15 protein-coding genes and 1 riboswitch are annotated in these 15,886 nt (G+C 63.2%); of the genes, 5 read left to right on the top strand and 10 right to left on the bottom strand.

Annotation, left to right across the window (positions count from 1 at the left end; translation table 11 throughout):
* Positions 1–33 precede the first annotated feature (33 nt).
* The 3 genes from ACFFNA_RS08165 (at position 34) to ACFFNA_RS08155 (ending at position 2,449) form a co-directional block, all read left to right on the top strand.
* Positions 34–444, top strand: a complete 411-nt coding sequence (locus tag ACFFNA_RS08165) for a hypothetical protein (protein WP_378917261.1) — start codon at positions 34–36, stop codon at positions 442–444.
* 193 nt (positions 445–637) lie between these two features.
* Positions 638–1,108, top strand: a complete 471-nt coding sequence (locus ACFFNA_RS08160; protein ID WP_111546358.1) for a tetratricopeptide repeat protein — start codon at positions 638–640, stop codon at positions 1,106–1,108.
* A gap of 165 nt (positions 1,109–1,273) precedes the next feature.
* Complete coding sequence (locus ACFFNA_RS08155) at positions 1,274–2,449, top strand: GGDEF domain-containing protein (protein ID WP_378917259.1); 1,176 nt, start codon at positions 1,274–1,276, stop codon at positions 2,447–2,449.
* 225 nt (positions 2,450–2,674) lie between these two features.
* On the opposite strand, the gene gcvP is transcribed toward ACFFNA_RS08155, so the two are convergent.
* From gcvP to gcvT, 3 genes are read right to left on the bottom strand one after another with little or no spacing between them, the layout of a single operon-like run.
* Positions 2,675–5,485, bottom strand: a complete 2,811-nt coding sequence (gcvP, locus tag ACFFNA_RS08150) for an aminomethyl-transferring glycine dehydrogenase (RefSeq protein ID WP_378917257.1) — start codon at positions 5,483–5,485, stop codon at positions 2,675–2,677.
* Between the two features lie 17 nt (positions 5,486–5,502).
* Positions 5,503–5,871 (bottom strand): glycine cleavage system protein GcvH, encoded by a 369-nt coding sequence (gcvH, locus tag ACFFNA_RS08145; RefSeq protein WP_378917255.1) that lies wholly within the window; start codon positions 5,869–5,871, stop codon positions 5,503–5,505.
* A gap of 5 nt (positions 5,872–5,876) precedes the next feature.
* Positions 5,877–6,977 (bottom strand): glycine cleavage system aminomethyltransferase GcvT, encoded by a 1,101-nt coding sequence (gene gcvT / locus ACFFNA_RS08140; protein ID WP_378917253.1) that lies wholly within the window; start codon positions 6,975–6,977, stop codon positions 5,877–5,879.
* A gap of 149 nt (positions 6,978–7,126) precedes the next feature.
* A riboswitch (glycine riboswitch) is annotated at positions 7,127–7,213 on the bottom strand.
* A 238-nt stretch (positions 7,214–7,451) separates the two neighbouring features.
* On the opposite strand from gcvT, the gene ACFFNA_RS08135 reads away from it, so the two are divergent.
* On the top strand, positions 7,452–8,453 hold the full coding sequence (locus ACFFNA_RS08135) for a hypothetical protein (RefSeq protein WP_378917251.1): 1,002 nt from the start codon (positions 7,452–7,454) through the stop codon (positions 8,451–8,453).
* Between the two features lie 57 nt (positions 8,454–8,510).
* On the opposite strand, the gene ACFFNA_RS08130 is transcribed toward ACFFNA_RS08135, so the two are convergent.
* The 7 genes from ACFFNA_RS08130 to ACFFNA_RS08100 form a co-directional block, all read right to left on the bottom strand.
* Positions 8,511–9,302: a molybdopterin-binding protein gene (locus tag ACFFNA_RS08130; protein ID WP_378917249.1), complete on the bottom strand. Its 792-nt coding sequence runs from the start codon at positions 9,300–9,302 to the stop codon at positions 8,511–8,513.
* Between the two features lies 1 nt (position 9,303).
* Positions 9,304–10,185 (bottom strand): cytochrome b/b6 domain-containing protein, encoded by an 882-nt coding sequence (locus ACFFNA_RS08125; RefSeq protein WP_378917247.1) that lies wholly within the window; start codon positions 10,183–10,185, stop codon positions 9,304–9,306.
* A gap of 97 nt (positions 10,186–10,282) precedes the next feature.
* Positions 10,283–10,960, bottom strand: coding sequence for a DUF1345 domain-containing protein (locus ACFFNA_RS08120; RefSeq protein ID WP_378917246.1), 678 nt, complete (start codon positions 10,958–10,960; stop codon positions 10,283–10,285).
* 30 nt (positions 10,961–10,990) lie between these two features.
* The gene (locus tag ACFFNA_RS08115; RefSeq protein ID WP_111546367.1) at positions 10,991–11,461 is read right to left on the bottom strand and encodes a YaiI/YqxD family protein; all 471 of its coding nucleotides are present in this window, start codon (positions 11,459–11,461) and stop codon (positions 10,991–10,993) included.
* Complete coding sequence (locus ACFFNA_RS08110; protein WP_378917244.1) at positions 11,458–11,730, bottom strand: hypothetical protein; 273 nt, start codon at positions 11,728–11,730, stop codon at positions 11,458–11,460. Before ACFFNA_RS08110 ends, ACFFNA_RS08115 begins: the two co-directional genes overlap by 4 nt.
* Before the next feature lie 61 nt (positions 11,731–11,791).
* A complete protein-coding gene (gfa, locus tag ACFFNA_RS08105) occupies positions 11,792–12,361 on the bottom strand; it encodes an S-(hydroxymethyl)glutathione synthase (protein WP_378917242.1) in 570 nt (189 codons plus the stop codon).
* 68 nt (positions 12,362–12,429) lie between these two features.
* Entirely contained in the window at positions 12,430–13,557 is a 1,128-nt protein-coding gene (locus ACFFNA_RS08100; protein ID WP_378917240.1) for an S-(hydroxymethyl)glutathione dehydrogenase/class III alcohol dehydrogenase, read from the bottom strand.
* Between the two features lie 200 nt (positions 13,558–13,757).
* Here ACFFNA_RS08100 and ACFFNA_RS08095 point away from each other — a divergent pair, with 200 nt between their 5' ends.
* Entirely contained in the window at positions 13,758–15,770 is a 2,013-nt protein-coding gene (locus ACFFNA_RS08095) for an acetyl-CoA carboxylase biotin carboxylase subunit (RefSeq protein ID WP_378917238.1), read from the top strand.
* The last annotated feature ends 116 nt before the right edge of the window (positions 15,771–15,886 follow it).

The following is a 15,886-nucleotide window of genomic DNA, read 5'->3' as shown; positions in this document are numbered from 1 at the left end:
GCTTCGTCGAGAGGCGGGGCGTGAAGGACAAACATGGCGTTCGCGATCAAGGCCGAAATTGCCGATCCACGGGCGAATACGTTCGTATTCACGGCGCAAAAGACGATGTATGGCGGCAAACATATCGCCAAAGGCGATACGGTTTTCGTGTTCGCCAGTGAGAACGAGGGCGGCCAAGGTCTTGTCGCGCGCGGCCTTGTCACCTCCACTGAAGCGATCGTGAGGAAGCCCGGCATTGCCCGGCAAACGCCGCGCGTCAGCCTTGCCATCGAACGCACCGCGCTGGCCAAGCGGCCACTGGGACGCAGCGAGCTCAAACGTCTCAACGACTGGAATGACGGCCAGCCCGGCACCGAGCTCAATTTCAAATTCTATCGTCAGGCAACGAACAAGGTCGTCGGCATCTCGGACGGCGCGGCGGCGTTTCTCAACGATTTTTTCTAGCCCGCGGGGCGGCCAGGCCAGGCAACCCGAACTTCGGTTGCCGTGGTCAAAGTCCTCTGGCCTGCACTGGATGGTTAATGGCTGGTGTGCCCGAAGCTTAATTTTAAGAGCGTTTTGGCACCGAAGTTTAATCGCTCGGCTGTAGTGTGTTTCCTGAAGAACGACCCGGCAAATCGGGCGATGAGGCAGGGGCATGCGTCACAGTAACTTCACGGCAATGGCCGCGATGGCGGCCGTCTTGATGATGTCTGGTTGTACGACAAGCGGCGTCGACACCACCAAGACCACCGCCATCCAACCGGCGGCAAAGGACATCGACACTTCCGATCTGGCGCAAGGCAAGGCGCAGTTTCGCGACGCCAATTACGGCCTCGCCGAACAGCATTTCCGCAAGGCCGTCGAGTTGAAGGCCGACAATGCCGAAGCCTGGATGGGGCTCGCCGCTTCCTATGATGAACTTGGCCGCTTCGACTTCGCCGACCGTGCCTACAACCAGCTTTTGAGAGTCGCCGGCCGCAAGCCGCAGATCGTCAACAACATGGGCTATTCGCAACTGTTGCGTGGCAATCGCAAGAAGGCCAAGGCGCTGCTGCTCGAAGCGAGGGCCGGCATGGCCGATCCCACGGTCGTCAACGCCAATCTCGCTCTGCTGAACAAGGGTTGATCTGGTCGGCGCATCCAAGGGTGCGGTTTCGGGACACAGGGCATCGACGCTTTGTAAACCCTATCCGCAGGTTGCGTCGAAAGATCGGCTGAAAACCGTATCTGAGGGCTGCCGCTGACCTAGAATGCAGCGCATCCGCCGACGCTCGAGAGGCCTTCGCCCGACATGCTGGACTTCAGTTCGCTCCTGCTCGCAGCCGCGCTGTCGGGCATCTGCCTCAGCGTTACCATGTTTGCGATTTGGTGCACCGCGCCAAAGGCAGGTTTCGTGCTGACTGTGGCGTGCGGCATTCTGGTGCTTGTCGCGCATGTGATCCTGTTCTGGCGATACACCAAAGAGCCCGATCCGTTGCTCTGCCAGATCGTGCTTGCTCTGCTCAGCCTGGGGTTCCTGATCATTTGCCTGTCGTCCATGCAGTATCTCGGCGTGCCCGGCTACAGGCGTGCCGTTGCTCCGACGCTTGCCGCCATGGCTATTTGCGCGGCCGTGACCTTCATCGGCCTTGATGGTGTAGGCTTCATCATCACCTACGCGACGGTAACGGCACTGCTGTCGGCGATCGGCGTCATGTTCTGGATCAACGGCAGCCATGATCGCCGGATCCTGCTGGTGGTTTCGTTTCTGAGCGGCACCTGTGCGGTGTCGTTTGCGCTCTGTGGCATGGTTCTGCTGGGCCGGGGGCAGTGGGCGCTCGCGGCCGCGCCCGACAATTGGGCCGAACGACTGAACTCCGTCGTCGCGGTGGCCTGCATGACCGGGCTCGGCGCATTGACGCTTTCCCTCCACCACCTGCAGGCGCAGATCGAGCTGAAGGCCGAAACCATGACCGACCCGCTGACGGGGTTGATGAACCGCCGGGCGCTGACATCGCTCTATGGCGAGCGGAGTTTCGGTCCGTTCATGTCCGTCGTCATGTTCGACCTCGACCACTTCAAGCGGACGAACGACGTCTACGGTCACCCGGTCGGCGACCAGGTCCTGTGCCGCTTCGCCGCGGTCATCAAGAAATATGCTCGGACCGGCGTCGACGCCTTCCGCCTCGGCGGCGAGGAATTCGCCGTCGTCATATCGCGGATGACGGATGAAAGGGCCTACGATCTCGCCAGCAAGATAGGCGTCGCCTTCGGCACCGAAATCGTTGCCACCCAGCTCGGTCCGTTGCGCAGCACGGTCAGCGGCGGCATCGGCTTTGGCGAGACCGACGGCCGCAGGCTCGACGACGTGCTGGCCGAGGCCGACACGGCGCTCTATGCCGCCAAGCGCGCCGGGAGAAATTGCGTCATCAGCCGCAAAAGGACGGGCAAGGCCGAACCGGTCAAGCCGGCCTTGCGCTCGGCGTAGAGCCCGTTCCATCCCGATGGGATCGGGATGGGCCTCCGTTTGTTTGTTTGAGCATGATCTCCGGACAAACGGTTCCTCTTGTCCGAGAAAACCGGTGCCCACTTTTCGGGATCATGCTCTAAAGCGCGTCGCGTCGAAACGGATTCATGCGACGCGCTTTAAGTCTTTGTTTGTATGCATGTCGCTGTCTCAAAACCGGGGTCACTTTTGAGCGACATGCATTAGCTATTCCGCCGCGCCCAGATAATCCGACAGCGGCGGGCAGGAGCAGACCAGGTTGCGGTCGCCGGCGACATTGTCGATGCGCGACACCGGCGGCCAGTACTTTGCTGCCGTGTCGGCATCGCCGGCGGGATAGGCCGCCTCCAGGCGCGAGTAGGGATGGGTCCACTGGCTGGCCAGTGCCTCGGCGGCGGTGTGCGGCGCGTTGACCAGCGGATTGTCGGCCAAAGGCCAGTCGCCTCTGGCGACTTTCGCGGCCTCTCCGGCGATGGCGATCATCGCCTCGCAGAAGCGATCGAGTTCCCGCTTGGGCTCGGATTCGGTCGGCTCCACCATCAGCGTGCCGGCGACCGGGAACGACATGGTCGGCGCATGGAACCCATAGTCGATCAGGCGCTTGGCGACATCGTCGACGCTGATGCCGGCGCTGTCCTTGAGCACGCGGGTGTCGAGGATGCATTCATGCGCGATGCGATCGTGCCTGCCCTTGTAGAGGAGCGGGAAGTGCGGTGCGAGCCGCGTCGCCACATAGTTGGCCGAAATGATGGCGGTTTCCGTAGCCTGCTTCAGGCCGGAAGCGCCCATCATGCGGATGTACATCCAGGTGATCGGCAGGATCGAGGCGCTGCCGAAAGGGGCGGCCGACACCGCATGGCCCGAGCCTTCGGTGACGTGGCCCGGCAGATAGGGCTGCAGATGCGCCTTGACGCCGATCGGGCCGACGCCCGGGCCGCCGCCGCCATGCGGGATGCAGAAGGTCTTGTGCAGGTTCATATGGCAGACGTCGGCGCCGATGTCGCCGGGGCGGGCGAGCCCGACCAGGGCGTTGAGGTTGGCGCCGTCGAAGTAGACCTGGCCGCCATGCTCGTGAATGAGGGCGCAGAGGTGGCGCGCGCCTTCCTCGTACACGCCATGCGTCGAGGGATAGGTGAACATCAGCGCCGCGAGATTTTTGGAATGCTCATTGGCCTTGGCCCTCATATCGTCCATGTCGATATTGCCATCCTCGCTGCAGCGCACGACGACAACGCTCATGCCCGCCATCGCCGCACTCGCCGGATTGGTGCCATGCGCGGAGGACGGGATCAGGCAGACGGTGCGGTGATTGTCGCCGCGAGAGCGGTGGTAGCCGCGAATGGCGAGCAGGCCGGCATATTCGCCCTGGCTGCCGGCATTGGGCTGCAAGGTGACGGCGTCGAAGCCGGTGATCTCCGACAGCCAGCCCTCCAACTCGCCGATCATGGCGCGATAGCCGGCCGAGTGCGCGGCCGGTGCGAAAGGATGCAGATTGGCAATGCTTGGCCAACTAACCGGCATCATCTCGGCGGCGGCGTTGAGCTTCATGGTGCAGGATCCGAGCGGGATCATGGCGCGATCGAGCGCCAGGTCCTTGTCGGCCAGCCGGCGCAGGAAGCGCATCATCTCGGTTTCCGAGTGGTTGTCGCGGAAGACGGGTTGGGTGAGGAACTCCTTGCCACGCGGCCTGCCAGGCACGGTGCTGGCAACGGCGGTCCCAGCCTTGGCGCCGAACAGCGCGGCGATCGCCTCCACATCGGCATCGGTTGAGGTCTCGTCGAAGCAGACGGCGACATGGTCGGCGTCGATGATGCGCAACAGCCGGCCGGTCTTTTCAGCGGCAGATGCGATTGCCGCGGCCTTGCCTTTGACCTCCGCCGTCACCGCGTCGAAGCGGCTGGCACCGAGCACCGACACGCCTGCCGCCTCGAGGCCGCTCGCCAGACGGTTGGCCAGCGCATGGATGCGTCCGGCGATCGCCTGCAGCCCGGCGGGGCCGTGCCAGATGGCATAGGCCGTCGCCATATTGGCGAGCAGTGCCTGGGCGGTGCAGATGTTGGAGGTCGCCTTGTCGCGGCGGATGTGCTGCTCGCGCGTCTGAAGCGCAAGACGATAGCCCGGGCGGCCCTTGCTGTCGGTCGATTGGCCGACGAGGCGGCCGGGCATCAGCCGGGTCAGTTTGTCGGAGACGGCGCAATAGGCGGCGTGCGGGCCGCCAAAGCCCATCGGCACGCCAAAGCGCTGCATCGGGCCGACGGCGATGTCGGCGCCGAGTTTCGCCGGTGCGTCGGTCAGCGTCAGGCCGAGCGGATCGGCAATGAAGATGACCAGCGCGCCGGTGGCGCGAGCCTTCTCGATCGCCGCCTTGTGGTCGCCATAGACGCCGAACGTGTCCGGCCAGGAGACGAGCAAGGCGGCGGTGTTGTCGTCGATGGTCTCGCCGTCGACCTCGGTGCCGAGCGGTTCGGCGCGGGTGCGCACGACATCCAGCGTCTGCGGATGCGGCGTGCCGGCAAGCGCCACCTTGGTGCGCTTGTCGCGATGGTGGCGCAGCGCAATGCCGACCGCCTCCGCGACGGCGGTGGCTTCATCGAGCAGCGAGGCCGAGGCCACCGGCAGACCGGTCAGCTCTGCGACCAGGGTCTGGAAATTGAACAGCATTTCGAGCCGGCCTTGGCTGATCTCGGCCTGGTAGGGCGTGTAGGCCGTGTACCAGGCCGGGTTCTCGAACAGATTGCGCTGGATAACCGGCGGCACGTCGACGCCGTGATAGCCGGCGCCGATGAAGCTCTTCAACACCGTGTTCTTTGCCATGGTCGCTGACAACTCGGCCAGGGCTTCGGCTTCGCTGGCCGGCGCGGGCAGGTTCAGCGGCAAGTCGAGGCGGATCGATCTCGGCACGGCCTGGCTGATCAGTGTCTCAACCGAGGGAACGCCGATCACGGCCAGCATGGCTCTGACATCGTTGAGGCCGGGGCCAATGTGGCGGGCCGAGAAGGGGGTGGGTGCTGCGGTCATCTTTTTTGGTCCTGCTATCAGCCGATGTGGGCCAGGTAAGCGGCCTCATCCATGAGGCCTTCCAACTGGCTCTCATTGGCCAGTTTCATCTTCCACAGCCAACCGGCGCCGGTTGCCGCCGAGTTGACCAGCGACGGGTCCGACGACAGCGTGCCGTTGGCTTCGGTGATCTCGCCGTCGACCGGCGCGTAGACGTCTGAGGCCGCCTTGACGGATTCGACCACCACGGCGGTGTCGCCCTTGGCGAGTTTCTTTCCCGTCTCGGGCAGTTCGACGAAGACGAGATCGCCGAGCTGCTCCTGCGCGTAGTTGGTGATGCCGACAGTGGCGACGCCGCCCTCGACGCGGAGCCATTCGTGATCTTCGGTGAAATAGGTCTTTGCCATGAAGATTATCCTTTGCGGTAGCGATGCGGTGTGAAGGGCAGGGAACTGATATCGACTGGGATTTTCGTGCCGCGCACATCGGCAAAAACCCGTGTGCCGGGCTTGGCCAGCGGCGTTGCGACATAACCCATTGCGACCGGATGGCCGGCCGAGGGGCCGAAGCCGCCTGATGTGACATGGCCGGCGGGCTTGCCGTCGGCATCAAAGAGCGCGGCACCGGCGCGCACCGGCTGGCGGCCCTCGGGCTTCAGGCCGACCCGCTTTTGCGCGGGGCCTCGCTCAAGGGCGGCGCGCAGGGCGTCGGCGCCGATGAAAGCGCCGGAAGCGCGGATCTCTTTCGGGATCGCCCACATCAGTCCGGCGCTGGCCGGGTCGGTCTCCGGCGTGATGTCCTGGCCATGCAGGCACAGCCCAGCCTCCAGCCGCAGGCTGTCGCGAGCGGCAAGGCCAATCCACAGCACGCGTTCATCGCCGAGCAGTTTCGCGACGAGGTCGCGCGCATCGGCCTCCGGCAGGCCGATCTCGAAACCATCCTCGCCGGTATAGCCGGAGCGGCTCATGAACCAGTTCTGCCGTGGCTCGACACCATGCATGAACAAAAGCGAGCCGGTCTCGATGCCGGCGCGGGATAGGGCGGCCCAGGCTTCAGGACCCTGGATAGCCAGGAAGACGCGCTCGAGCGGTTCGACCCTGGCGTCGAAATCCGCGGCAAGCGCACGCAAATGCTTTTCGTCGGCCACGGCGTTGCCGGCGTTGGCGACCACCATGAAACGCTGGTCGCCGATCCTGGTGACGATCAGATCGTCCAGAATGCCGCCTGCCTCATTGAGGAAGAAGGACAGTTTGGACTGCGAGATTTCGAGCGCGCCGGCATCCAGGGGACAGGCGCGGTTGAGCAGCGAAACCGCCTCAGGCCCACTGACCTCGAACAGCTTCATATGCGAGATGTCGAACAGGCCGGCATGCTCGCGGGTGTGGAGATGCTCCTTCATGACGCCGGCCGGATAGGTCAGCGGCATCGACCAGCCGGCAAAGGCGCCAAAGCGTGCACCAGCGGCCACGTGGATATCTTCGAGGGGAAGGTGTTTGGTGTCGTCGCCCGTCATGTCATCTCCAGAGTCGCACGCAATCGGTCGCGAATGGCGACCAGTCCGTGCCCCTCTGTCTGAAGCCTGAGAGACTCGCGCAGCCGGAACTCTGTCAGCGGCGCTTACACCTTCGGCGCGGGGGCAAGCCCCGACTTTCCAGAGTGTCTTTCCCGTCTACGGTTCTTTTGCCTGAGAGATTTCGGGCGATTTCCCCTTCGGCGACAGCTTTCGCTGTTCTCTCCCGCAAACAGGTAGGACTCGCAAAAGTCCTCGACTCGTCATCCATAGCCCGTCGACGACACATTGTCACCTGTCAGCGACGTCTTTGATGCATGTCGTTTTCCCAAAACCGCAGCACACTTTTGGGCGACACGCATTGGCTGACAAGTCTTCGCTAACCACGCCGTTTGCCGGTTTTTCAAGACACTGCTGATATGTTGGCGGCTGTGAGGCTTTGGGCCGGCGCTTGCCGGCAGCGGACGGGGACGACAAATGGGCGAATTGATCATGAGCGCGCCGGTGGCGGGGCTGACCTCGAAAAGCCGCATCACCAGGGAAGACGTGGCCATGTTGCGCCATGAAGTGTTCGGCGATGGCGTGGTGACGCGCGGCGAGGCCGAGGCGCTGTTCGCGCTCGACGCCACGGCCAAGGACAAGTGCCAGGAATGGCCGCAGTTCTTTGTCGAGGCGGTCACCGACTACATCGTCCACCAGGAAAAGCCGTCGGGCTACATCTCGCAGGACAATGCCGACTGGCTGATCCGCACGATCTCGCGTGACGGCATGGTCGACAGCCGAACCGAACTCGAATTGCTGGTCCATGTGCTGGAAGAAGCAAGATCGTCGCCGAGCCAGCTTTGCGTCTATGCGCTGGAGCAGGTCGCCCACGCCGTCATCGACGGCAAGGGGCCGCTGATGCTCGGTGGTGCGCTGGTTCCCGGGCTGATCGCCAAGGCGGAGGTCGAGCTTTTGCGCCGGATCCTCCATGCCCATGGCGGCGACGGTAACATCGCCATCACCCGCGCCGAGGCCGAGGTGCTGCTCAAGATCAATGAGCAGACAGCCCAGGCCAACAACGATCCGTCCTGGAACGATCTGTTCGTCAAGGCGATCGCCAATTTCGTCATGTGCTCGGCCGGCTACGAGGCGCCGACACGCGATGTGGCGCTGCGCCGTGATGCCTTCTTCGAACATGCCGATCCGGAAATCGGCGGTTTCTTCAGCCGCATGGTCTCCGGCGGTCTCGCCGGCATCATGGAGGCCTATCGGTCCCCCGACGACATCGAGGCCGAGTGGGAAGCCAAGAACAGGGCAGCCGAGGCTCTGGCCCGCCGCGCCGAAACGATCGATGCCGGCGAAGCCAGCTGGCTGATCGACAACATCGGGGTAGGCAGGCCATTGTACGAGAACGAGCGCGCACTGCTGACCCTGATCAAGCATGCGTCGCCGGAAATCCATCCGGCGCTGAAGCCGCTGCTCGACAAGGTTGCCTGAACCGGGCGGCGGCGCTCGCTACGCCCCCGGGCCGATCATCATTTTGCGGTTTGCGGTTCAGATTCCGCCGTACCAGTCGTAGCCATTGTCTTCCCAATAGCCGCCCCTGCCGCCGCCGACATTGGCAAAGCCGTCGACCAGCTCGATCTTGTAGAGATATTTCGGCATCTTGTAGCCAAGCTGGCGCTCGACGCGGACGCGTAGCGGCGCGCCGTTCTCGACCGGCAGCGGCTTGCCGTTCAGGCCATAGGCGAGGATCGTCTGCGGGTGGCGGGCATCGATCAGGTCGATCGTGCCGTAATATTTGATGTCGCCGGAGAGGCTGCGGTCGATCGTGTCGAGGCAATGGAACATGACGTAGCGCGCCTGCGGCTTGACCACCGCCTGGTCGAGCACCAGCGACAGCGGCGTGCCGGTCCATTTGGCGATGCAGCTCCAGCCTTCGACGCAGTCATGGCGGGTGATCTGGGTGCGGCTCGGCATGTTCATCAACTGCTCGCGGCTGAGCGATAGCGGCTTTTCGACAAGGCCAGAAACCTCCAGCCGCCAATCGGCGAAATTGTTGGCAAGCATGCCCTTGTAGACGTCGTCATCGGGCGCCGTGACGCCGTTCGGCCGCTGCGGCTGGCGGATGTCGGCCTCGGTGAATTCCGGCGCCAGCGCATCGCGTCCGGCGAGCAGGCGTTGCGCCCGGTATGTCAGGCCATTGGCGTTTTCGAGGAAGCTGCGCAGGCCGCTGCCAATGCTCAGCTGGCTGTCGAAGGCGTCGCAGCCCGACAGCATGATGCCGGAGGCGCCAAGGCTGGCACCCGTCAGGAACTTCCGGCGGCTGATTTCGAACTTCGGCATGTCACGCGCTCCTCTCGGTGGAATTGTCGTCCTGTGCGGGAGGATCGGTGCGGTACCAGCCGGTGATGATCGAGCGCAGTTCGTTGATCGGACCGGCGGCGAGGATCATCAGGATGTGGACGACGAAGAAGGCGACCAGCAGCAGCATCACGGTGAAATGGATGGTGCGTGCCGTCTGCCGGCCACCGAGCAGATCGTTGAGGAACGGCAGCACCGAGTTCATGCTGGGCGACATCGCCAGGCCGGTGATGATCATCAGCGGCAGCAGCACGAACAGCACGCCGCCATAGGCCATCTTCTGCAGCGTGTTGTATTCCCGCGTGTGGTGAAATTTGAGCTTGGCGTGGTCGATGATGTCTTGCGGCAGTCGCTTGAGATCGTCGAGGCGCGGCGCGAGATCGCGGCGCAGATGGCCGTTCACAGCGCTGGCGACCAGCCAGACGATCAAGGTTGTGGTCAGTATCCAGGCAAAGAAGAAATGGATGACGCGAGCGGTGCCCAGATCATAGTAGGACGGGATGGTCGCCCATGACGGGAAGCCGCGCGCCGTTTCCTGGCCTGCCGGCCCCGACCAGCCGAGCACGCCTGTGGTGTCGAAGCGATGCCCGAAGATTTCGGTGTAGCCACGCGCACCGGCGTCGGTGTTCTCGGCGCCGATGGCGAAGATGGTGTTGTTGTAGTCGAAGCCCGACTGCTTGCCGATATAGAGCTGCGGGCGGGCGTTGAAGATCTGCAGGCCGGAAAGCAGCATGAAGAACAGCGAGATGGCCCAGATCCAGTGCGTCAGCCGCGTCCAGCGCGACTGGCGGTAGATCAGCGTCTCATCCTTCGGCGCGGCAGTGTCCGCCCCGGCGGTGGGTTGGCTTCTGGCAACCGATTCCATCTTGTCTCGTCTCCCGGCCTCGCGGCGTGGCGTGCGCGCTCATTGTCCTCCTGATACGTTGCCAACCAAACCGATGTTTCATCCGATCACGGAATTATTATGGGCTGCCCAGGCTAACGGCGAGATTGACGGCCGCAGCGACGATGACCGTGTTGAAGAAAAACGACAGGATAGAATGAACTAGCACGACACAACGCATATGGGTCGTCGAGATGTTGGTGTCGGCGGTCTGCGCGGTCATGCCGATGACGGTCGAGAAGTAGAGGAAATCCCAGCCTTCCGGCCGCTTGTCGCCGGGGAACAGCAGTCCGCCGACCGGGATTTTCTTCTTGGTTTCGGCGTCGACCGCATCGCCGTCCATCCAATAGACATGGGCATAGTGGAGCGCCGCCATGGCATGGAGGGTGAACCAGCCGAGCGGGATCGATAAAAGCGCGAAGCCAAGCTCGACAGGGTGAGCGCTGTCTTTCTGGTTGATCAGTTGAAACAACGAGAAGGTGGCAAAGCCGACGACAACAAGCGTGACGGCGAAGATGACCAGCACCGGCTGGTCGGTGGCGCGCGCATTCTTGCTCAGGTACCTGCCGGTGAACTTCGGCATCTGAGCGACGACGAGAATGACGTAGGCGGCAAAGAATGCGTTGGCGCCAATCGAATAGGCAAGCGGGGCGTGCAGCAGCAACGCCGTGAGGAGCGCCAAAACGCCGAAGCAGGCCGACACCGCGAACAGCATGTGGCGCTGCATGGGTTTCTTCATTGGGGTTTCGTCAGCCATGGCGTTCCAACCTTGGATGGCGCTCGGTTTCTACTGCGGTGTGGCGGATTTGAGCGCCCGCCGCAAGATGCGGTCGAGTTCGCCGAGAAACCGCGAACGGTCCTGCGGCGCAAAGCTGGCATTGTAGCCCTTGCTTTCGCCGGTCTCGCGCAGATGCTGCTTGAGATCGCGCATCGCCACCGCCATGCCGATCGTCTCCGGTGTGAACGGGCGCCCGGTGGGCCCGAGCACATGGGCGCCGAGCGCCACCGCGCGGGCGGCCAGCGGAATGTCTGCGGTGATCACGATGTCGTTGGTCCGCGCATTATCGACGATCCAGTCGTCGGCGGCGTCGGCGCCCTTCGACACCACGACATTGCGGATCATCGGATCGCGCGATGGTCGCAGGCCGCCATTGGAGACATAGGTGACGACGACGCCATGGCGCTCGGCGACCTTTTCGACCTCGGCTTTCACGGGGCAGGCGTCGGCGTCGACGAGGATGGCGGGGAGTTCACTCATGCTTGCGCGGTGCCGTCTTCGACCACGATCTCGGATTCCTTGTCGACCATGTGTTCGCGCATCACCACCTCGGCTTCCTTCACCGCTCTTCTTACATGGGACCCTCGGGCGCTGAACGTGATTTCGTCGACACATCTATCGATTTCGCCGAGATCGATGCTGACGCGCTTGTTGTCGCGAAATGTTCGCCAGAGGTCTTCGCCGAAGTTGCGAATACGGTGGATACCGGACGCTTGCCAGTCGCGAAATCTGATGTGGATCGTGACCATGACGTTGCAAGCTTTCGGGCCGTTGGTGCGGGCCGGCCTGGAAGGACCGGCCCGCAACTGATCAAGCCGGCAAGGCGCCGGACTTCTTCGCGGTCCAGGTCGCGATATAATCCATCAGGCCGGGATTGAGGCAGTCATAGGGCTCCAATCCGATTGTCTTCAGCTGCGCACGGATGCCGTCCATACGCTTCGGGTCGACACCGGATTCGATGATCGACGAGACAAAGGCGGTGAAGCCCGGCGGCGACCAGCCGTCCTCCTCGAAGCGCTCGGGGTGGATGAAGGACAGGCCCTTGAACGGATGGTCGCGCTCGACCGGCCCGTGCATGTGGACGCCGCAGCCGGTGCAGGCATGGCGCTGGATCAGCGCGCTGGGGTCGACCACTTTGAGCTTGTCGCCGTTCTCGGTGACGGTGACGTCCGCGGTGCCGGCCACGGCAACGACCGAGAACAGCGTGCCCTCCGGCTTCCAGCATTTGGTGCAGCCGCAAGCATGGTTGTGGGCGATCTGGCCCTTGACCTTCACCTTCACCGGCTTGCTGGGGCAGGCGCAGACCAGCGTCCCGCCGGCAAAGCTGGCGCTTTCCTTAGGCAGTCCATTGTCGATTTTAGGATGCAGTTTTTCCGGCATTTATTCCTCCCTTGTTGAACCCTGCGCAACTTCAGTCGCTGGCCCTTCGGTCGGCGGCTTTCTTCTCCTCAGTAAACGACGACGCTTCGGATCGACTTGCCCTCATGCATGAGGTCGAAGCCCTTGTTGATGTCCTCCAGCTTCAGCGTGTGGGTGATCATCGGATCGATCTGGATCTTGCCGTCCATGTACCAGTCGACAATCTTCGGCACATCGGTGCGGCCCCGCGCGCCGCCGAAGGCGGTGCCCATCCAGGTACGCCCGGTGACGAGCTGGAATGGCCGTGTCGAGATCTCCTGGCCGGCACCGGCAACGCCGATGACGACCGATTTGCCCCAGCCGCGATGCGAGGCTTCCAGCGCCTGACGCATCACCTTGGTGCTGCCGGTGCAGTCGAATGTGTAATCGGCGCCACCGATCTGGTCGGCGCCGCGCTTGGTCATGTTGACGAGGTGCGGGACGATGTCGCCCTCGATCTCCTTCGGATTGACGAAATGCGTCATGCCGAACTTTTCGCCCCAGGCCTTCTTGTCGTTGTTGAGATCAACGCCGATGATCATGTCGGCGCCGGCAAGCTTCAGGCCCTGGATGACGTTGAGGCCGATGCCGCCGAGGCCGAACACGACGGCAGTCGCCCCTTGCTCGACCTTGGCGGTGTTGATGACCGCACCGATGCCGGTCGTCACCCCACAGCCGATGTAGCAGATCTTGTCGAAGGGGGCGTCGGGATTGACCTTGGCCAGCGCGATCTCGGGCAGCACGGTGAAGTTGGAGAAGGTCGAGCAGCCCATATAGTGAAAAATCTTGTCCTTGCCGATCGAGAAGCGCGACGAACCGTCCGGCATCAGGCCCTGGCCCTGCGTGGCGCGGATCGCCGTGCACAGATTGGTCTTTCTGGACAGGCAGGACGGGCACTGGCGGCATTCGGGCGTGTAGAGCGGGATGACGTGGTCGCCCTTCTTGACGCTAGTGACGCCCTTGCCGACATCGACGACGACGCCGGCGCCTTCATGACCGAGAATGGCCGGAAACAGACCCTCCGGATCGGCGCCCGAAAGCGTGAACTCGTCGGTGTGGCAGATGCCGGTCGCCTTGATCTCGACCAGCACCTCGCCATCGCGCGGGCCGTCGAGGTCGACCTCCAGAATCTCCAGCGGCTTTCCGGCGGCGACAGCGACAGCGGCGCGGGTTTTCATCGGGCAATTCCTCCAAAGGCGATTTTTGCGCACGCTTTCAGGTTTTGCCTTGGCGATCAACCGCTAGCTGGTTCCAGGCTTGGGCCAATACGAAGAATTCTAATCCCAAATCGATTGAAAGGTCGCGATTGACCCGGCCGGCTTGACCGCGCCAGCACAGGCCATAAAAGGAACGGCCGACCCGAGGGATGACATTCCGCATGTTCACCAAAATCCTGATCGCCAATCGTGGCGAGATTGCCTGCCGTGTCATCAAGACGGCGCGCAAGATGGGCATCTCCACGGTCGCGGTTTATTCCGATGCCGATCGCGATGCCGTGCATGTCGAGATGGCCGATGAGGCGGTGCATATCGGGCCTTCGCCCGCCGCGCAGAGCTATCTCGTGCCGGAGAAGATCATCGCCGCCTGCAAGGAGACGGGTGCGCAGGCGGTGCATCCCGGTTACGGCTTTCTGTCCGAGCGGGCGGCCTTCTGCGAGGCGCTGGAAGCGGAAGGCATCATCTTCATCGGCCCGAAGCCCAGGGCGATCAAGGCGATGGGCGATAAGATCGAATCGAAGAAATTCGCCAACGCCGCCAAGGTTTCCACCGTGCCCGGCTGGCTCGGCGTCATCGAGAATGCCGACCATGCCGAAAAGATCGCCGGCGAGATCGGCTATCCCGTGATGATCAAGGCCTCGGCCGGCGGCGGCGGCAAGGGCATGCGCATCGCCTGGAGCCAGTCGGAAGTGCGCGACGGCTTCGACCGGGCGCGCTCGGAAGCCAAGAGCTCGTTCGGTGACGACCGCGTCTTCATCGAGAAGTTCGTCGTCGATCCGCGTCATATCGAAATCCAGGTGCTGGCCGATGCGCATGGCAACGCCCTCTATCTCGGCGAGCGCGAATGCTCGATCCAGCGCCGCAACCAGAAGGTCGCCGAAGAGGCGCCATCGCCGTTCCTCGACGCCAGGACACGCAAAGCCATGGGCGAGCAGTCGGTGGCGCTGGCCAGGGCGGTGGACTATCAGAGCGCCGGCACAGTGGAGTTCATCGTCGACAAGGACAAGAACTTCTATTTCCTTGAAATGAATACACGATTGCAGGTCGAGCACCCGGTGACGGAGCTCGTCACCGGCATCGACCTGGTCGAACAGATGATCCGCGTCGCCGCCGGCGAAAAACTCGCCTTGAAGCAAAGCGATGTGAAGCTGAACGGCTGGGCGGTGGAAAGCCGGCTCTATGCCGAGGATCCGTACCGCAATTTCCTGCCTTCGATCGGCCGGCTGACGCGCTACCGGCCGCCGGAGGAAGGACAATTCGGCGATGTCGTCATCCGCAACGACACCGGCGTTACCGAAGGCTCCGAGATTTCGATGTTCTATGATCCGATGCTCGCCAAGCTGTGCACCTGGGCGCCGACACGGCTCGCAGCCATCGACGCCATGTCGGAAGCGCTCGACAGCTTTGTTGTCGACGGCATCGAGCACAACATTCCGTTCCTGGCTGCCTTGATGCAGCATCCGCGCTGGCGGGAAGGGCTGATATCGACCGGTTTCATCGCAGAGGAATATCCCGAGGGCTTTGCGCCTGTCGTACCGAACAACGATGAGAAAGCCGTGCTGGCGTCGATTGCGACCGCGGTGGAACTGCTGCGCCGCGACCGGCTCGACCGGCTGGGCGGGCGCCTGGCGCCGCATTCGGGGGCGCTGAAGCGCGACTGGGTGGTGAAGATCGGTGAAGATTATCTGTCGGCGTCCATCCTCGAAGGCATGATTTCCATTCCGATGGAAATCGATCTGTCGATCGAGGGCGGCGAGGCGCTGACCGTTGCCTCCGACTGGCGGCCGGGCGACCTGATCTGGCGTGGCACGATCGGCACGCACAAGGTCGTCGCTCAGATCAGGCCGGTTGCCAATGGCTTTCGCATCGCCTGGAAGGGCATGTCGGTGACCGCGCGCGCCATGCTGCCACGCACCGCCGAGCTGGAAAGGCTGATGCCGGAGAAAGTGGCGCCGGACACGTCGAACCTGCTGCTTTGCCCGATGCCCGGCCTTGTCGTGTCGATCGCCGTTGCCGAGGGCCAGGAGGTCAAGGCCGGTGAGACGCTGGCCGTCGTCGAGGCGATGAAGATGGAAAACGTGCTGCGCGCCGAACGCGATCTTATCGTGGCGAAACTCAACGCCAAGCCGGGTGACAGCCTGGCGGTCGATGCGGTGATCATGGAGTTTGCGTAAGGCGAGCCAGGCAGGGTACGGCAAGCCTGTGGTCGGCGATCGTTTCTGCTGGACTGGCATCGCCGGGTCCCGGACAATACATCTCCATCGACTCAGGACCTTCACGCAGCATTATG

Origin of the sequence: Mesorhizobium kowhaii (assembly GCF_042431665.1) — a bacterium.
Lineage (GTDB): Bacteria > Pseudomonadota > Alphaproteobacteria > Rhizobiales > Rhizobiaceae > Mesorhizobium > Mesorhizobium kowhaii.
The sequence above is the reverse complement of the archived record's forward strand: the minus strand, read 5'-3'. Positions and strand labels throughout refer to the sequence as shown.